The following is a 16593-nucleotide window of genomic DNA, read 5'->3' on the forward strand; positions in this document are numbered from 1 at the left end:
GTCGGCGGCCGGGGCGGACCCGACCGTGGGCCGACCGTCACGCCCTGAGGGTCGCCGTCGAGACGTCCCACAGCCGCTCGGCGGACTCCGGGTCCACGGCGTGGTCCGCCACGCCCCGATAGGTGCCCGGCACGTGCGGCCCGGCCTCGACGCAGTCCTCGAAGTACCGCCCGCCGATGCCCTCCACCAGCGGCGACGCGGCGAGCAGCACGGAGGTCGCGGCCCCTTGCTCCGGCGTCTTCCAGCCCGTCGCGGCGCCCCGCTCCTCGAGTGAGGCGAGGTCCGCGGCGCCGAGGTGCCGCTGCAGGCCGGTGCGGATCCCGCCCGGGCTCAGCGCGTTGACGTGGATCCCGTCGCCGCCCCACTGCCGGTTGGCCTGCACCGCGAAGAGCACGTTCGCGGTCTTGGACTGTCCGTACGCGGTCCACGGGTCGTAGGCGCGGCCGTGGTAGTGGACGTCGTCGAACACGATCGGCGACCGCAGGTGCGCCGCCGAGCTCACCGACACCACCCGCGCCCCGTCCGCGGCGACGAGCGCCGGGAACAGGCCGGTGGCCAGGGCGAAGTGCCCGAGGTGGTTGGTCGCGAACTGCAGCTCCCACCGCTCCGCGGTCCGGGTCAGCGGCGCGGCCATGACCCCGGCGTTGAGGACCAGCATGTGCAGCGGGCCGTCCCAGTTGGCCACGAAGGCCCGGATGGACGTGCGGTCGGTGAGGTCGAGCCGGGCGACGGACACCAGCTCGTTGCCGGTGGTGCGGGTGATCTCGGCGGCGGTGGCGACGCCTGCGTCGAGGTCGCGGACGGCGAGGGTCACGCAGGCACCCGCGGAGGCGAGGGCACGGGCGGTCTCCAGGCCGATGCCGGAGGCCCCGCCGGTGATCACGGCGCGGCGGCCGCCCAGGTCCAGGCCGGCGACGACCTCGGTGGCGGTGGTGTCGGCCCCGAACGGGCCGGTGAAGGGGCGGGAGATCGAGGGGGTGAACGTGGTGGTCATGGGAACCCCTTCCGCGGTCGTGGCGCGCCCGGCACGGATGCCCGGGCGCGTAGAGTGCAACCGGAGCTGCCTCCGGTCCGAACCCCGGACCAACCGGAGGCTGTTCCGTTTGGTTCAGAAGTGTGACGCGGGTCACGTCAGGAGGCGGCGTCGTGGGGGAGTCGGGACGGCCGCTGCGCGCGGACGCGCGGCGCAACCGCGAGCGGTTGCTGCAGGTGGCCGTCGAGGCCTTCTCCCAGCCCGGGCGGGACGTCTCGCTGGAGGGCATCGCGAAGGCGGCGGGCGTCGGGATCGGCACCCTGTACCGGCACTTCCCCACGCGGGAGGCGCTGGTCGAGGCCGCCTACCGCAGCGAGGTGGCCCGGCTGTGCGACGCCGTGCCCGGCCTGCTCGAGGCCGAGCCGCCGGACCGCGCGATGCGCACCTGGATGGACCGCTTCGTCGACTACATGACGGCCAAGCGCGGGATGGCGGACACCCTGCGGGCGATCGTCGCGACCGGCGGCAACCCGTACGCCGAGACGAAGGCCCGGATGCGCGAGGCCGTCGGGAGCTTCCTCGAGGCCGGCGCGAAGGAGGGCACCCTGCGCGCGGACGTCGACCCCGGGGACGTGATCGCCGCGCTGTCCGGGATCACGCTCTCGGCGGGTGCCCCCGAGCAGCGCGACCAGGCCGGGCGGTTGCTCGACCTGGTGATGGACGGGCTGCGTCCCCGGGACTGAGCTACCGGGGAGCCAGGGCCTCGACGGTCGCGGCCGGGTCCCCGCCGCCCAGCGGGGCCAGCACCGGCGTGGTCACCCCCGCGTTCACGTAGGACTCCACCTGCTCGCGCACCGCGGCGGCGGGACCGTGCAGGACCAGCCGGTCGACCACGTCGTCCGGGATCGCCTCCAACGCGCCGCGCCGGTCCCCGTCCGCCCACAGCTTCCACATCGGGCCGAGCTCGGTGCGGCCCAGCCACTGGTGGAACGCCCGGTACACCGGCACGTTCAGGTACGCGGCGGCGAGCCGGCGGCCGATCGCGCGGGCTTCGTCCGGCTCGACGTCGGGCAGCACGAAGATCCGGGCCACGATCTCCGCGTCGGGCTTGCCGTACTCGCGTACGTGCGGGGCGACGGCCCGGACGTCGTCGGCGGTGAGCCAGTTGACGATCGCCCCGTCGCCCTCCCGGCCGGCGAGCCGGAGCATCCCGGGCCGCAGGGCCGCGACCAGCACGGGCGGCACCTGCTCGGGCACCTCGCCCAGCCGGAACCCGCGGATCGAGAACGAGGCCCAGTCCTCCGCCACCCGCTCGCCGGCGAACGCCGCCCGGAGGAACCGCAGGGTGTCCCGCACCCGGGCGTAGGGCTCGGTGAAGGGGATGCCGTTCCAGCCCTCCACGATCACGTCCGACGAGCTGCCGATGCCCAGCGCGAAACGGCCGGGCGCCAGGTTGGCGAGGGTCGCCGCGGACTGGGCCAGCAGCGCGGGGCCGCGGGTGAAGGCCGGGACGATCGCGGTGCCCAGCCGCAGGGCGGGCGCCCACTGCGCGGCCAGCACCAGCGGGGTGAACGCGTCCGTGCGGTCCGCCTCGGCACTCCAGGCGTCCGTGTAGCCGAGGTCGGGGAGCCGTTCGATCACGGCGCGTTGCTCGCGGAGCGGGAGACCGGAGAACGGCAGGGTGATGCCCCAGCGATCGGGCACGGGATACCTCCACGAGCGACGGTGATCTTCCGAGGACGCTAGTTCGGCGCTGCCCTCCGGCGCCACCACCGCCGGCGGGACGGCGCCGGCGGCTCCTGCGCGCGGGCCCGGCGCAGCGCCTCCGTCCGCGCCTCGCGGTGGACCCGCCAGGTCTCGACGACGTCCTCGGGATCGGCCCGGCGCAGCGGCAACCGGGGACCGTCGGGGGCGCGCAGGTAGGCGACGATGCGGGCGTTGAGGTCGGCGACGAGATCGCGCACGGCCTGCTCGGTCGGCAGGTCGCGGACGGTCTCCGGGAGCCGCTCGACCTCCTTGCGCAGCTGGACGGGGGTGGGCAGCAGCGCGTCGGACGGGACGCCCTCGCGCCGCAGATAGCCCCTGATCCACCAGTTCTCGTCCGCGTCGGTCAGGTTCGGCAGCGGCCTGCCCTTGCCGGGCAGGTCGTCGAACTCGCCGCGCTCCACGGCCTCGCGGATGGCCTTCTCGACGGCGGACTCGTAGCGCACGGGAACCACCCCCGGGACCACGGTAGGCGATGAGTTCCGGGCGCGCGGCCGGTCGGTCCTGCGACGAGACCCGGAGGTCGGCCATGACCCGCACGCCCCGCACGACCCGCACGCTCGAGCCCGTGACCGAGTTCGACGGCCGCTACAGCGAACCCGCCGCGCAGCCCGCGCCGTGGGGCACCACGCGGGCCCGGCTCGCCGATGCGCCGCTCTACTGGGTCTCGACGGTCCGCCCCGGCGGCCGGCGCCCGCACGTCACGCCCCTGATCGCGGTGTGGCACGAGGAGGCGCTGCACTTCTGCACCGGCGCCGGGGAGCGCAAGGCGCGCAACCTCGCGCAGACCGCCGGCTGCGTGGTGACGACCGGGTGCAACGACCTGGACCGCGGGCTCGACGTCGTGGTCGAGGGCGAGGCCCTGCGCGTCACGGACGCCGCTCGGCTGCAGGCCGTCGCCGCCGCCTACGTGGCGAAGTACGGCCAGGAGTGGCACTTCGACGTCGCCGAGGACGGCACGTTCATCGGCGACGGCGGCCCGGCGCTGGTCTTCGCCGTCGCCCCCGAGACCGTGTGGGCCTTCGCCAAGGGCACCTACGGGCAGACCCGCTACCGCTTCTGACCCCGCTTCCGACCCCGCTTCCGACCCCGGTGAACGGCGCTCTCGCTCACACCTACTGAACGAACGCGCCGCTCGCGCAGCTCAGGAGAACGCGTCGGCCACGGCCTCGAGGCCCCGGGAGTCCCCCTGGACGAGGATCGTGTCGACGACCGTCTCCTCCCAGGCGGCGAGCTCGGCGCGGATCTTGTCCCTCGGCCCGACCAGCGCGACGTCCTCGACCATCGCGGTGGGCACCGCGGCGACCGCCTCCTTCTTCCGGCCCTCCAGGTACAGCTCCTGGATCCGGGCGCACTCGGCCTCCCAGCCCATGCGCACGAAGACCTGGTTGTGGAAGTTGGCGTCCTTGGCGCCCATGCCGCCGACGTAGAGGGCGAGGAAGGGACGGACGTGGTCGGCGGCGCGCTCCACGTCCGCATCGACGATCACCGGCAGGGAGGCCTGCACCCGGAAGTCCTCGGGGGTGCGGCGGGCACCGGGGCGGGCGAAGCCCTCGGCGAGGGCCTCGCGGTAGAAGGCGTCCGTCCTGGGGGAGAAGAACAGCGGCAGCCAGCCGTCGGCGATCTCGGCGGCGAGCGCGACGTTCTTAGGGCCCTCGGCGGCGAGGTAGATGGGCAGGTCCGCGCGGATCGGGTGCACGGTGGAGCGCAGCGGCTTGCCCAGCCCGGCGCCGCCGTCGACCGGGAGCCGGTAGAACTCGCCGTCGAAGGACACGGGCTCCTCGCGGGCCAGGACCTTCCGCACGATCGCGATGTACTCGCGGGTGCGGGCCAGCGGCCGCGGGTAGCGCTGCCCGTACCAGCCCTCCACCACCTGCGGGCCCGACGCGCCCAGGCCCAGGACGAACCGGCCACCCGAGAGGTGGTCCATGGTCAGTGCGGCCATCGCGGCGGCGGTCGGCGTGCGGGCCGACATCTGCAGGATGTTGGTGCCCAGCGTGATGCGGCTGGTCGCGGCGCCCCACCAGGCCAGCGGGGTGAGGCAGTCCGAGCCGTACGCCTCGGCCGACCACACCGACTCGTAACCGAGCCGCTCGGCGGCCAGCACGGCCTCCTGGGCGCCGGGCGGCGGGCCCGAGGACCAGTAGCCGATGTGGAACCCCAGCCGCATGACGCCTCCTCGTGTCTCGAGGCGAACCTACCCGGGGCCTGGTCACCGACCCCGTCCGAGGAGGGCGCGGCCGGGCCGGTCGGCGCTAGTCTCCGCCGCATGAGTCCGGTCGACGAGATCCTCGCCCAGGTTCCGCTCGGAGACCTCGCCGCCCGCCTGGGCGTCGACGAGGCCACCGCGGAACACGCCGCCCGCCAGGCGCTGCCCGCCCTGCTCGGCGGCATGCAGGCCAACGCGGAGGACCCGGCCCGGGCCGCCTCCCTCGCGCAGGCCGTGCAGCAGCACGACTCCGGCCTGATCGACGGCGGGGTGGACCTCGGGCAGGTCGACACCGCGGACGGCGACCGGATCGTCGGGCACGTGTTCGGCGAGCAGCGCCCGCTCGTGGTCAACCAGCTCGGCGGGATCGGACCGCTCGGCGGAGGTGGCGGAGCGGCCGCGGCCCCGGGTGCGCAGGGTGCGCTCGGCGGGCAGGACGGCTCCGGCCTGATCGCGAAGCTGCTGCCGATCCTGGCCCCGATCGTGATGTCCTACCTGGCCAAGAAGCTGACCGGCGGCTCCGGGGGCACGGGTGGGCTGCCCGGCTCCGGCGCCGGCTCGGGCGGCGGGCTCGGGGACCTGCTCGGCGGGATCCTCGGCGGCGCGGGAGGCCGGTCCGGGCAGGGCGGGATTCTCGGCGGCGGCCTGGGCGACCTCCTCGGCGGCCTGCTCGGCGGCGGCCGGAAGTAGTCCTACGGGTCGCCGACCTCGGAGATCGTGTAGCGCTTCACGTCCGCGTCGAGGATCTGCGCCTGCTGGCCCTCGGGCGGGCCGCTGCCGCGGAAGGCGAGCAGCGGCTCCTCCGCGGTCCAGCGCTCGTAGACGTTGATGCGCCCGGCGTCGAGCACGTCGGCGGTGATGGCGAAGTCCAGGCAGCCCTCGGCCGCCCGGGCGAGCTCCACCACCTGCGCGCACCCGGCGACGTAGGCGTCCCGCTCGGCGGGGTCGACGACGAGGTGTCCGGCGACGATCAGCATGTCCTGCCGACCGCCGCCGGACGCCGAACTCATCGGGCGCTGGTCGGACACCCGTCCGGCACTCAGCGCACGGTCTGGCGCAGCACCGGCTTGAGCACCTTCCCCGAGGCGTTGCGCGGCAGCGCGTCGAGCACGAGCAGCCGGGTGGGCTTCTTGTAGGAGGCGAGCCGGGTGCGGCACCACTCGGTGAGGTCGTCGAGCGTCGGCGGGGCGGCCGGGTCCGTCGGCACGACCACCGCGACCGGCGTCTCGCCCCACTTCTCGTGCGGCGCGGCGACCACGGCGACGTCGGCCACGGACGGGTGCCCGGCCAGGACGTTCTCCACCTCGGCGCAGTAGATGTTCTCCCCGCCGGAGATGATCATGTCCTTCTTGCGGTCGACGACGTAGAGGAAGCCCTCCTCGTCCTCCCGCACCAGGTCGCCGGAGTGGAACCAGCCACCGGCGAAGGACTCCTCCGTGGCCTCGGGCAGGTTCCAGTAGCCCTGCATCAGGTTAGGGCCGCGGTAGACGATCTCGCCGACGGCGCCCTGCGGGACGTCGTTCATCTCGTCGTCGACGATCCGGATGGACACCGCGGGCACGGGCCTGCCGACCGACCCGATCTTGCGGATCGCGTCCTCGCCCTCCAACACCGTGGTGACCGGCGACATCTCGGTCTGGCCGAAGGTGCACACGTTGGGCACGCCGGGGAAGGTCTCGGCCATCCGCTCCAGCAGGGTGACCGACGCCGGGGCCGCGCCCCAGCACATGACCCGCAGGTGGCCGGCACGCTTGCCGGCCTCGGGCACGCCGACCACGGCCTGCCACTGCGCCGGGACCAGGAAGACGTGCGTGACCCGCTCGCGCTCCAGGACGTCGAGCAGCGCGTCGGGGTCGAACTGGCCACTGGGCAGGATCACCGTGGTGCCGCCGGTCGCGATGAGCGGCGCGATCCCGCCGATCGCGGCGATGTGGAACATCGGCGAGGCGCAGAGGTTGACCTCGTCGTCCCGGTACAGCCGCCAGTAGCGGATCAGTGTCTGGGTCTGCACCGACAGGTTGAGGTGGGACAGGACCGCGCCCTTGGGCCGCCCGGTGGTGCCGGACGTGTACATGATCAGCGCGGGGTCGTGCTCGTCGATCGCGACCTCGGGCAGCGGACGCTCGGGTCCGCCGGCCAGCTCGTCCAGGGACAACGAGCCGGGGCCGGCCTCGGCCGGGTCGGTGCCGGTGACCAGCACGACGCCGGGGCCCGCGAGCGTGCCGCGGACCTGCGCGGCGAGCGGGGCGAGGTCTGCGTCGACGGCCAGCGCGACGGAGCCGCTGTCCTCCAGGATGAAGGCGACCTCCTCGGCCGAGAGCCGGAAGTTCACCGGCACCGCGATGGCGCGCAGGGCGTTCGCGGCCAGCACCGCCTCGAGGAACTCCGGGCGGTTGCTCATCAGCACCGCCACCCGGTCGCCCTCGCGGACCCCCTGCTCGGCCAACGCCCCGGCCAGCGCCCGCACCCGCGACCGCAGCCGCGTCCAGGTGATCCGCTCGCCGCGGAAGACCAGGGCGGCGCGGTCGGGCGTCTGGTGGGCGTGCCGGTCGATCTGCGCGATCCAGTGCAGGCCGCTGCCGGGCAGTCGCGGGGACGTCATCGTTCTCCTGAGGTCGCCTGGACGTGGGTCGTCCTCCGGCGGCGGGAGCGCCCGCCGCCGGAGGAGAGCGTGCCTGACCGGGGCCTACCAGTCGGCCTCGGTGTAGCGGACGACTCCGCGCAGGTTCTTCCCGTCGCGCATGTCCTGGTAGCCCTGGTTGATCTCCTCCAGGCTGTAGGTGCGGGTGACGAGCTCGTCGAGCTTGAGCCGGCCGGCGCGGTACTCGTCGAGCAGCCGCGGGATCTGGGTGCGCGGGCTGATGCCGCCGAAGATCGCGCCCTGGATCCGCTTCTGCAGCAGGGCCAGCTCGAAGAGCCCGACCTTGGCGTCGATCTGCTGCATGTCCGCGATCGCCGTGACGACGACCTGGCCGCCCTTGGCGGTGAGGTCCAGCGCCGGCTGGATCATGTCGCCCTCGAGCTCGCCGACGGTGAGCGCCACGGTGTCGGCCATGGTGCCCCAGGTGAGGTCGCGCAGCGGCTCGAGCGCCTCGGACATCGACGAGAAGGTGTGGGTGGCGCCGAACTCCTGGGCCCACTCGCGCTTGTAGGCCACCGGGTCGACCGCGACGACCATGCGCGCGCCGGCCGCCGCGGCGCCCTGCACCGCGTTGATCCCGACGCCGCCCACGCCGACGACCACCACGACGTCGCCCGCCTTGGTCCCGCCGATCGAGGCGGTGGAGCCCCAGCCGGTGGACACGCCGCAGCCGAGCAGGGCCGCGGTGGCCAGGTCGACGTCCTTCTCGATCTTGATGACCGACGACTGGTTCACGCAGACGTACGGCGAGAACGTCCCGAGCAGGCACATCGGCGAGACGGGGTTGCCCGACGCCGTGATCCGGAAGGTGTCGTCGGCGATCGCCTTGCCCGTGAGCAGGTTCGCGCCCTGGTCGCAGAGGTTCTGCATGCCCTTGGAACAGGGCTTGCAGACGCCGCAGGCGGGGATGAAGCCGAGGACGACGTGGTCGCCCTCCTCCAGTCCGACGACGCCGGGGCCCACCTTGGTGACCACGCCGGCGCCCTCGTGCCCGCCGAGCACGGGGTACACGGGCACGGTGTTTCCCCCGGTCCGCACGTGTTCGTCGGAGTGGCAGAGGCCGGTCGCGGCCAGCCGGACGTGCACCTCGCCGGCGACCGGGTCGCCGATCTCGATCTCCTCGACCTCCCAGTCGGTGTTCGGCTCGTACAGCAGGGCACCCTTGGTCTTCACGCTTTCCTCCGACGCTGGGGGTCTCGGACGACCGCGCGAGTCTCACATGACGGCGACGTCACACTCAAGGGTCTTCTTATCGATCGTTCAGGGCCGGACGGACGCGGGGGAGGCGTCGGATCGGTCACAGCGGTTCGCCCGCAACGCCCGCAGCGCCCCTAGCGTCACCCCTGCGCCGTCCGCGCGCTCCCCGTACTCCCCGCCGCAGCCTCCGCACCGTCGCCGACCGCTGCCCGGCGACGACCGTGAAGGCCGCCCGTGTCCCGTCCTGCCCCGTCCACCCCGTCCGCCCTGAGGAAGCCGGCCGTCCTGCGCACCGAGGTGCTGTCCGGCCTGGTGGTCGCGCTCGCGCTGATCCCGGAGGCGATCGCCTTCTCGATCATCGCCGGCGTCGACCCCCGGGTCGGGTTGTTCGCCTCCTTCACCATGGCCGTGACGATCGCCGTGGTCGGCGGCCGGCCGGCGATGATCTCCGCCGCCACCGGCGCGGTCGCCCTGGTGGTGGCACCGCTGGTCCGTGACCACGGACTGCCCCACCTGGTGGCCGCCGTGCTCCTGGCCGGCGTCCTGCAGGTGGTGTTCGGGCTCCTCGGGGTGGCGAAGCTGATGCGCTTCCTGCCCCGCAGCGTGATGGTCGGCTTCGTCAACGCGCTCGCGATCCTCGTCGCCGCGGCCCAGTTCCCGCAGGTGTGGGGTGTGCCGTGGGCCGTCTACCCGCTGCTGGCCGCCGGCCTGGTGATCATGGTCGTGCTGCCCCGGATCACCACGGCGGTGCCGGCGCCGCTCGTGGCGATCGTCGTGCTCACCGCGGTGACGGTCGGCGCCGGCATCTCGGTGCCGACGGTCGGCGACCAGGGTGCCCTGCCGTCGACGCTCCCGGTGCCCGGCCTGCCGGACGTGCCGGTGACCTGGGAGACGCTGCGGATCATCGCCCCGTACGCGGTCGGCATGGCGCTCGTCGGACTGCTCGAGTCGCTGATGACCGCGCGCCTGGTCGACGAGATCACCGACACCCGCTCGGACGCCCGCCGCGAGTCGTGGGGCCAGGGCGTGGCCAACGTCGTCACCGGGATCTTCGGCGGGATGGGCGGCTGCGCGATGATCGGCCAGACGATGGTCAACGTCCGGGCCGGTGCGCGCACCCGGCTGTCCACCTTCCTCGCCGGGGCGTTCCTGCTGGTGCTGTGCGTGGTCCTCGGCCCGGTCGTCGCGCGGATCCCGATGGCCGCCCTCGCCGGCGTCATGATCATGGTGGCGGTCGGGACGTTCGACTGGCACAGCCTCCGCACGCTGCGCCGCATGCCGCGCAGCGAGACCGCGGTGATGCTCTCGACCGTGGTGGTCACCGTCGCCACGCACAACCTCGCCTACGGGGTCGGCGTGGGGATCGTGGTCGCCGCGCTGCTCTTCGTCCGGCGGGTGGCGCGGCTGGTCGAGGTCGACCGCCAGGTCGAGGGGGAGCGCGCCGTCTACCGGGTCCGCGGCCAGCTGTTCTTCGCCTCCAGCAACGACCTCGTGCTCCGCTTCGCCTACGCCGACGATCCCGCGGACGTGACGATCGACCTGTCCGGCGCCCACGTCTGGGACGCCTCCACGGTGGCCGCGCTCGACGCCGTCGTGCAGAAGTACGCGGCCCGCGGGACCGAGGTGACGATCACCGGGATGAACGCCGACAGCGCGCGCCGGCACGAGGCGCTGGCGGGGCGGCTGGGTGCCGCCACCTGAGCGCCTGCGGCCCGACGCGCGGGTGGGCAGGGGCGGCGTTGACCCGCGGGCCGGCCGCGGGGCAGAGTCGGGGCCCGTGAAGATCGACGCCCGGCTGCGGGACGGCCTCGAGCACGTGGCGGAGGACGCCCGGGTGGCCGAGGAGATCGGCTTCCACGGCGCGTGGAACAGCGAGAACCGGGCCGACGCGTTCCTGCCGATCGCCGTCGGCGCGGAGCACACCACCCGGCTGGAGCTGGGCTCGTCCGTCGCGATCGCCTTCGCCCGGACACCGATGACCGTCGCGTACCAGGCCGTGGACCTGCAGCGCTTCTCCCGCGGCCGGTTCGTGCTGGGCCTCGGCAGCCAGATCCGCCCGCACGTCCAGCGGCGGTTCTCCATGCCCTGGTCGAAGCCCGCCGCGCGGATGAAGGACTTCGTGCTGGCGCTGCGGGCGATCTGGCACGCCTGGGACACCGGCGAGCGGCTGCACCACCGCAGCGAGTTCTACGACCACACGCTGATGACGCCGAACTTCGTGCCGCCGGAGAACCCGTACGGGCCGCCGAAGGTGTTCCTCGCCGCCGTGGGGCCGCACATGCTCCGGGCGACCGCGCAGGTGGCCGACGGGCTGTTCACCCACCCGTTCCTCACCGAGAGGTACCTGCGGGAGGTGATCCTGCCCGAGGTCGAGGCCCACCGCGGTGAGGGCATGGCGCCGTTGGAGATCGCACTGTCGGCGTTCGTCGCGCTCGACGAGGCCGACGTCGAGGCCGTCCGCCGGCAGATCTCCTTCTACGGCTCGACACCCGCCTACCGCCCGGTGCTGGAGCTGCACGGCTGGGGCGACCTGCAGACCGACCTCAACACGCTGTCCAAGCGCGGGAGGTGGGACGAGATGGTCCCGCTCGTCACCGACGAGATCCTGGAGAGCATGTGCTCGGTCGGCACGGAGCAGGAGGTCGCCGCCGCCCTCCGCCGCCGCTACGGCTCACTCGCCCATCGGGTCCGCTTCAACCGCCCGGGCGACACCTCCGGCCCCGCCCGCTTCGCCGGCCTGGTGGAGGCCCTGCGCACCCCGTGAGCGGCAACTGCCCCCAGAACGGCACTTTCCCCTCACGATCCTCGGTGAGCTGCGGGAACGTCCTGGACGTCGAGGCGCACGGCCGCATCGGCGGCCAGCTCGAAGAGGGCGGCGCGGATCTCGGCGGCGGTCGTCCAGCCCCGGTGCTCCCACTCGTCGCCCGCGAGGGAGTCCCCGGCGAAGAGCAGGTGGGCGAGCCGGATGCCGCGGTACCTGGCGACGGCGATCAACGCCGACGCCTCCATGTCCACCACCGCACAGCCCTCGGCAACGCGCCGGGCGACCCGACCCCGCGTCTCGCGGAACACGCCGTCCGTGGTCCAGGCGCGGGCGGTGACGTACGGGACGTCGGCCGTGTCGAGCGTGGCGGTCAGCGCCGCGACGCCCGCGGGATCGGCCTCGACGACCCGGGCGGCGGGCAGGTAGTGGAAGGAGGTGCCCTCGTCCCGCAGGGCGCTGTCGACCACGACCGCGTGGCCGACGGTCAGCTCCGGCACGAGCGAGCCCGCTCCGCCGACGGCCACCGCCGCCCGTACGCCGAGCGCGATCAGCTCCTCGAGGAAGATCGCCGAGAGCGGCGCGCCCACGCCGGGTTGGATCACCGCCAGCCGCCGCCCGTCCCGCTCGATCTCGTGCACCGGCCACGGCCCGAGCTCGGAGGTCAGGTGCACCGTCCGGACCGCGGGCACCGCGGCCACGACCTCGGGGAAGAAGCACAGCACCGCGGCCTCGGGCAGCCGCAGCCGGCGCGGCACGACGCGGTGTGGCTCGAGGACCCCCGGATCGGCCAGGTCGTCCTCGGAAAGGGGCAGCGCATCCACGGGCCGATCATGCCGCGCGGCGCTACCGTTTCCCGAAGCAGGGACGGAATGTTGCACGCTCAACAATCGTTGGACGGGGCACCACCGACGGAGAGGGGATTCCGATGCCGCAGCCCGAGGGAGCCGAGCTCGAGGCCGTCCGCGCCCGACGCGCCGCCCTGCGCGAGAAGTACCTGCAGGCGCCCGCCGACCGGAAGCCGACCACCGTGCAGGGTGTCCACCACCTCGCACTGATCTGCAAGGACGTCGAGGAGACCATCCGGTTCTACCAGGACCTGCTGGGCTTCCCGCTCGTCGAGCTCGTGGAGAACCGCGACTACCGCGGCTCCAGCCACTTCTTCTTCGACATCGGTCACGGCAACCTGCTGGGCTTCTTCGACTTCCCGGGCCACGACCACCCGGAGTTCACCGAGACGATCGGCGCCGTGCAGCACCTCGCGCTGTCCACCTCGGCGGAGGAGTTCGACAGGGCGAAGGCCCGCCTCGACGAGGCCGGCATCGACTACCTCGGCCCGGACCGCGGCGTCGAGAACAGCCTCTACATCCGGGACCCCAACGGCGTCGGGCTGGAGTTCTACCGGGAGGAGCTCGGGAAGTTCGAGGGCGAGGAGCTCCTGAAGTAGACCCGCCCGATGATCCTTCCGGCCCGCCGCCGGCACCGACCGGCGCGGGTCCGGGACCGTCGCGCAACCTCGGCCGCTCCCGCGCGTCCCAGGGGTGAGGGACCGGTACGGCCCCTCGCTACCGTGGTCCGCGTCAGGAGCGGACCGGCGACTCGCCGAGCGGAGCTTGCGCAGCGAGCATCGCCTCGAGCGGAGCTTGCGGAGCGAGCCTCGACACCGACGGGACGGTGCAGGGACGGATGAACGGTGATCGACGCGGCCCGGCCGGGCCGCCGCCCGGCCCGCGCGCCCCGCCACCGCGGCGCGGCGGCGGGCCGGGCTGGACCGCCCAGCCGCAGCGCCGACCCGGGCCGCCGCCCCGGGGCCGTCCGATGCCCCCCGGCGGACGGCCGACGGGGCCACCTCCGCGGCAGGGTCCGCCGCCGCAGAGCACCCGGATGATGCCGTCCGGGGCACCTGCACCGGAGACGTACCGCCCGCCCGTCCGGACCCGGCCGCCGAAGCCTCCGAGGCAGCCCCGGACCCGCCGTCCCGGACACCGGGGGAGACGCATCAAGATCGCACTCGCGCTGGTCCTCGTCGCGCTGCTCGGCTGGGGCGTCTACCTGGACCAGAACCTGAACCGGGTTGCGGCGCTGCCCGCGGACAGCACCGCCGAGTCGTCCGGCACGAACTGGCTCATCGTCGGCTCGGACAGCCGCGCCGACCTCTCCGCCGAGGACGAGGAGCGGCTCGGCACCGGCGACGCCGCCGGCCAGCGCACGGACACGATCATGCTGCTGCACTCCGGCAGCTCGGGCTCGGTGCTGGTCAGCCTCCCGCGCGACTCCTACGTGCCGATCCCGGGGCACGGCTCGAACAAGCTCAACGCCGCCTACGCCTTCGGCGGGGCACCGCTGCTGATCAGCTCGGTCGAGGCCGCCACCGGCCTCCACATCGACCATTACGCGGAGATCGGGTTCGGCGGGTTCGTCGACGCCGTCGACGCGGTGGGCGGCGTCGACCTGTGCGTCCCGAAGGCGATCAAGGACCCGAAGGCGGCGCTGGACATCCAGGCCGGCTGCCAGGAGCTCGACGGGCAGACCGCGCTGGGGTACGTCCGCACCCGCGCGACGGCGGGCTCGGACTTCGACCGCGTCCAGCGGCAGCGCGAGTTCCTCTCCGCCCTGATCGCCAAGGCGACGAGCGTCGGGACGCTGGTCAACCCGTTCCGCGTGGTCCCGCTGGCCGACGCGATGACGGGCCTGGTGACCGTCGACGACGACGACCACATCTGGAACGTCGCCCAGCTCGGCCTGGCGATGCGCGGGGTCACCAACGGCGGCATCGCGACCACGGCACCGGTCGGCAGCACGCCGACGATCGGCGGGCAGTCGGTGGTGCGGTGGGACAAGACCCGGGCCGGCGCCCTGTTCGGCTCGCTGCAGAAGGACCAGACGCCGGCGCAGAGCTCGCTCGGCCCCTGACCGCGTCCCCGCAGGTCCCCTGCGCTCGTGAGTGCGTACTGCCCCTCCAGCGGCAGTACGCACCCACGGGTCAGGCGGTGCGGCGCTTGCGGGTCGTGGTCTTCTTCTCGGCGCCGTCCTCGCCCTCGTCGGCCTTCTTGCGGCGGGTGCCCGTCTTGCGGGCGCGGGCCGGCTTCTCCTCCGGCTCCTCGGTCTCCTGCGGCTCCGCGCCGGCCCTCGTCGCGGCCTTCTTCCCGGACGAACCCCGCGCGGCCTCGACGCTGGCCTGCAACGCCGAGAGCAGGTCCGTCATCGAGTCGCCCTCGTCCTCGCGCTTCTGCTCGACCGGGGCGGGCTTGGTGTCGCCGTGCTCCTTCTTCGACTCGATCAGGTCGACGACGGCGTCCCGGTACTCGTCGTGGAACTCCGCCGGGTCGAAGTCCGCGCCCATGCTCTCGATCAGCGACGCGGCCATCTGCTTCTCCTGCGGCCGCAGCTCGATGTCCTGCTCGAGGACGTCGAAGTCCGGCTCGCGCACCTCGTCCGGCCACAGCATCGTCTGCAGCACGATCGTCTTGTCCCGCACCCGCAGCAGCGCCAGGCTCTCCCGCTGCCGCAGGGCGAACCGCACGATCGCCATCCGGTCGGTCTCGGCCAGCGCCTCGCGCAGCAGCGCGTAGGGCTTCGCCGCCTTGGTCTCCGGCTCGAGGTAGTAGCTCTTGTCGAACAGCAGCGGGTCGATCTGGTCCGCCGGCACGAACTCGATCACGTCGATCTCGTGCCCGCTCGCCACCGGGAGCGAGTCGAGGTCCGCCTCGTCGAGCGTGATGAGCTCGCCGTCCTCGGTCTCGTAGCCCTTGACGATGTCCGCGTACTCCACGACCTCGCCGCACACCGTGCAGGTCCGCTTGTACCGGATGCGGCCGCCGTCGGCGCCGTGCACCTGGTGGAAGCGGATGTCGTGGTTGGTCGTGGCCGAGTACAGCTTGATCGGCACACTGACCAGTCCGAAGGACACCGCGCCGCTCCACATCGCGCGCATCGAGGCCCGTCCCTTCCGCACCGGTTGCCGTCCGTGACGGCCCGTCGGGTGACAGCATGACGGTGTGCAGCCCATGCTCGCCACTCCCGGACCGCTCCCGACGGGGCCGGAATGGGTCTACGAGGTGAAGTGGGACGGCATGCGGCTGCTCGCGGAGGTCACCGACGGTGAGGTTCACCTGGTCACGCGGGCCGGTCAGGACGTCACCGCGACCTTCCCGGAGCTGTCCGGGCTGACCGCGATCGCCCCGGACCTCGTGCTCGACGGCGAGGTCGTCCTGCTCGAGGAGGGCGTCCCGAGCTTCGCCGCGCTGGCCGACCGGGTGCACCGGCCGGTGACGCGCGCCCGCGCCCTGGCCCGGCCCGTCACGTTCATGGTGTTCGACGTGCTGCGGCTCTACGGCGTCCCGCTGCTGGAGCGGCCGTTGCACGAGCGCCGGGCCACCCTCGAGCGCCTCACCACCTCCGCGGTCCCGGCGCTGCAGCTCTCGCCGCTCTACACGGACGGCCGCGCGCTGTTCGAGGCGACGGGGCGGCGCGGGATGGAGGGCATCCTCGCCAAGCGCCGGGAGTCGGAGTACCGGCCGGGGCGGCGCAGCCCCGCCTGGGTGAAGGTGACCCACCGGCACACCCAGACCTGTCTGGTCGGCGGCTGGCGGCCCGAGCGGTCCGGGACCCGGATCGCGGCGCTGCTGCTCGGGGTGCCGGACGGCGGCGACCTGGTCTACGCGGGCCGGGTCGGCGTGGCCCTGGCCGGGGCGGCGGTGCAGCGCGTGCTCGGCGAGCTGGTCCCGGACCTGGAGACGGACGCGCCGCCCTTCCGCGGCCGGCCGCCCCGCGCCGAGGCCGCCGGGGCGCACTGGTGCGAGCCGGTCGTCGCGGTCGAGGTGGCGCACCACGGCTGGACCTCGGACGGGCGGCTGCGCCAGCCGGCGTTCCGCGGGGTCCGCGCCGACGTCGATCCCGCCGACGTGCGACGGGAGGGCTGATGCGACACGTCTGGAAACCCGCGCCACGGAGGTGTTGGATGACGCGGAGGGCGATGGTCGAGAAGGGGGCACCCACCGTGGAGACGCACGAACCGGCGGGCCGGGCACCGACCGGACACGACGGAC

The 16593-nt window shown here is 73.7% G+C and carries 17 protein-coding genes; 8 read left to right on the plus strand and 9 right to left on the minus strand.

Translation table 11 applies throughout. From position 1 onward, the window contains the following. Positions 1 to 37: 37 nt before the first annotated feature. A complete protein-coding gene (locus tag ABD990_RS24635) occupies positions 38 to 994 on the minus strand; it encodes an SDR family NAD(P)-dependent oxidoreductase (protein WP_345383115.1) in 957 nt (318 codons plus the stop codon). 152 nt (positions 995 to 1146) lie between these two features. Here ABD990_RS24635 and ABD990_RS24640 point away from each other — a divergent pair, with 152 nt between their 5' ends. After that, the gene (locus ABD990_RS24640) at positions 1147 to 1716 is read left to right on the plus strand and encodes a TetR/AcrR family transcriptional regulator (RefSeq protein ID WP_345383116.1); all 570 of its coding nucleotides are present in this window, start codon (positions 1147 to 1149) and stop codon (positions 1714 to 1716) included. 1 nt (position 1717) lies between these two features. Here the strand turns inward: ABD990_RS24640 and ABD990_RS24645 are convergent, their stop codons facing one another. Both ABD990_RS24645 and ABD990_RS24650 read right to left on the minus strand, forming a co-directional pair. Then, positions 1718 to 2677 carry an LLM class F420-dependent oxidoreductase gene (locus ABD990_RS24645; protein ID WP_345383117.1) on the minus strand — a complete coding sequence of 320 codons (960 nt, stop codon included), beginning with the start codon at positions 2675 to 2677 and terminating at the stop codon, positions 1718 to 1720. A gap of 38 nt (positions 2678 to 2715) precedes the next feature. Continuing rightward, the gene (locus tag ABD990_RS24650; RefSeq protein WP_345383118.1) at positions 2716 to 3183 is read right to left on the minus strand and encodes a DnaJ family domain-containing protein; all 468 of its coding nucleotides are present in this window, start codon (positions 3181 to 3183) and stop codon (positions 2716 to 2718) included. An 83-nt stretch (positions 3184 to 3266) separates the two neighbouring features. Here ABD990_RS24650 and ABD990_RS24655 point away from each other — a divergent pair, with 83 nt between their 5' ends. Further along, entirely contained in the window at positions 3267 to 3800 is a 534-nt protein-coding gene (locus tag ABD990_RS24655; RefSeq protein ID WP_345383119.1) for a pyridoxamine 5'-phosphate oxidase family protein, read from the plus strand. 81 nt (positions 3801 to 3881) lie between these two features. Here the strand turns inward: ABD990_RS24655 and ABD990_RS24660 are convergent, their stop codons facing one another. Next, complete coding sequence (locus ABD990_RS24660) at positions 3882 to 4907, minus strand: LLM class F420-dependent oxidoreductase (protein WP_345383120.1); 1026 nt, start codon at positions 4905 to 4907, stop codon at positions 3882 to 3884. Between the two features lie 99 nt (positions 4908 to 5006). Here ABD990_RS24660 and ABD990_RS24665 point away from each other — a divergent pair, with 99 nt between their 5' ends. Continuing rightward, complete coding sequence (locus ABD990_RS24665; protein ID WP_345383121.1) at positions 5007 to 5636, plus strand: DUF937 domain-containing protein; 630 nt, start codon at positions 5007 to 5009, stop codon at positions 5634 to 5636. Positions 5637 to 5638: 2 nt separating this feature from the next. On the opposite strand, the gene ABD990_RS24670 is transcribed toward ABD990_RS24665, so the two are convergent. The 3 genes from ABD990_RS24670 to ABD990_RS24680 all read right to left on the minus strand — a co-directional run bounded on the left by ABD990_RS24670 (position 5639) and on the right by ABD990_RS24680 (position 8760). Continuing rightward, positions 5639 to 5956: a putative quinol monooxygenase gene (locus ABD990_RS24670; protein WP_345383122.1), complete on the minus strand. Its 318-nt coding sequence runs from the start codon at positions 5954 to 5956 to the stop codon at positions 5639 to 5641. Positions 5957 to 5985: 29 nt separating this feature from the next. Beyond that, positions 5986 to 7548, minus strand: coding sequence for a long-chain-fatty-acid--CoA ligase (locus ABD990_RS24675; protein WP_345383123.1), 1563 nt, complete (start codon positions 7546 to 7548; stop codon positions 5986 to 5988). A gap of 84 nt (positions 7549 to 7632) precedes the next feature. Continuing rightward, the gene (locus ABD990_RS24680) at positions 7633 to 8760 is read right to left on the minus strand and encodes an NDMA-dependent alcohol dehydrogenase (RefSeq protein ID WP_345383124.1); all 1128 of its coding nucleotides are present in this window, start codon (positions 8758 to 8760) and stop codon (positions 7633 to 7635) included. 258 nt (positions 8761 to 9018) lie between these two features. Between ABD990_RS24680 and ABD990_RS24685 the strand changes: the two genes are divergently transcribed. Together ABD990_RS24685 and ABD990_RS24690 are read left to right on the plus strand one after the other, a co-directional pair. Beyond that, a complete protein-coding gene (locus ABD990_RS24685) occupies positions 9019 to 10485 on the plus strand; it encodes a SulP family inorganic anion transporter (protein WP_345383125.1) in 1467 nt (488 codons plus the stop codon). 76 nt (positions 10486 to 10561) lie between these two features. Continuing rightward, positions 10562 to 11548 (plus strand): TIGR03617 family F420-dependent LLM class oxidoreductase, encoded by a 987-nt coding sequence (locus ABD990_RS24690; RefSeq protein WP_345383126.1) that lies wholly within the window; start codon positions 10562 to 10564, stop codon positions 11546 to 11548. Between the two features lie 32 nt (positions 11549 to 11580). Here ABD990_RS24690 and ABD990_RS24695 read toward each other — a convergent pair whose 3' ends face one another. Beyond that, positions 11581 to 12369 (minus strand): nucleoside phosphorylase, encoded by a 789-nt coding sequence (locus tag ABD990_RS24695; RefSeq protein WP_345383127.1) that lies wholly within the window; start codon positions 12367 to 12369, stop codon positions 11581 to 11583. 104 nt (positions 12370 to 12473) lie between these two features. Between ABD990_RS24695 and ABD990_RS24700 the strand changes: the two genes are divergently transcribed. After that, on the plus strand, positions 12474 to 12992 hold the full coding sequence (locus ABD990_RS24700; protein ID WP_345383128.1) for a VOC family protein: 519 nt from the start codon (positions 12474 to 12476) through the stop codon (positions 12990 to 12992). A 437-nt stretch (positions 12993 to 13429) separates the two neighbouring features. After that, entirely contained in the window at positions 13430 to 14458 is a 1029-nt protein-coding gene (locus tag ABD990_RS24705) for an LCP family protein (RefSeq protein WP_345383129.1), read from the plus strand. A gap of 70 nt (positions 14459 to 14528) precedes the next feature. Here the strand turns inward: ABD990_RS24705 and ku are convergent, their stop codons facing one another. Beyond that, entirely contained in the window at positions 14529 to 15479 is a 951-nt protein-coding gene (gene ku, locus ABD990_RS24710; RefSeq protein WP_345383130.1) for a non-homologous end joining protein Ku, read from the minus strand. A gap of 73 nt (positions 15480 to 15552) precedes the next feature. Here ku and ligD point away from each other — a divergent pair, with 73 nt between their 5' ends. After that, on the plus strand, positions 15553 to 16467 hold the full coding sequence (ligD, locus tag ABD990_RS24715) for a non-homologous end-joining DNA ligase (protein ID WP_345383195.1): 915 nt from the start codon (positions 15553 to 15555) through the stop codon (positions 16465 to 16467). The last annotated feature ends 126 nt before the right edge of the window (positions 16468 to 16593 follow it).

The sequence above is a fragment of the Pseudonocardia yuanmonensis genome (genome assembly GCF_039542425.1).
GTDB classification, from domain to species: Bacteria; Actinomycetota; Actinomycetes; order Mycobacteriales; family Pseudonocardiaceae; genus Pseudonocardia; species Pseudonocardia yuanmonensis.

Bases quoted from the DNA above. Each gene is read 5' to 3' on its own strand.
- ABD990_RS24635 (WP_345383115.1), bottom strand. From the start codon at position 994: ATGACCACCACGTTCACCCCCTCGATCTCCCGCCCCTTCACCGGCCCG.
- ABD990_RS24655 (WP_345383119.1), top strand. From the start codon at position 3,267: ATGACCCGCACGCCCCGCACGACCCGCACGCTCGAGCCCGTGACCGAG.
- ABD990_RS24660 (WP_345383120.1), bottom strand. From the start codon at position 4,907: ATGCGGCTGGGGTTCCACATCGGCTACTGGTCCTCGGGCCCGCCGCCC.
- ABD990_RS24665 (WP_345383121.1), top strand. From the start codon at position 5,007: ATGAGTCCGGTCGACGAGATCCTCGCCCAGGTTCCGCTCGGAGACCTC.
- ABD990_RS24670 (WP_345383122.1), bottom strand. From the start codon at position 5,956: ATGAGTTCGGCGTCCGGCGGCGGTCGGCAGGACATGCTGATCGTCGCC.
- ABD990_RS24675 (WP_345383123.1), bottom strand. From the start codon at position 7,548: ATGACGTCCCCGCGACTGCCCGGCAGCGGCCTGCACTGGATCGCGCAG.
- ABD990_RS24700 (WP_345383128.1), top strand. From the start codon at position 12,474: ATGCCGCAGCCCGAGGGAGCCGAGCTCGAGGCCGTCCGCGCCCGACGC.
- ABD990_RS24705 (WP_345383129.1), top strand. From the start codon at position 13,430: ATGATGCCGTCCGGGGCACCTGCACCGGAGACGTACCGCCCGCCCGTC.
- ku (WP_345383130.1), bottom strand. From the start codon at position 15,479: ATGCGCGCGATGTGGAGCGGCGCGGTGTCCTTCGGACTGGTCAGTGTG.
- ligD (WP_345383195.1), top strand. From the start codon at position 15,553: ATGCTCGCCACTCCCGGACCGCTCCCGACGGGGCCGGAATGGGTCTAC.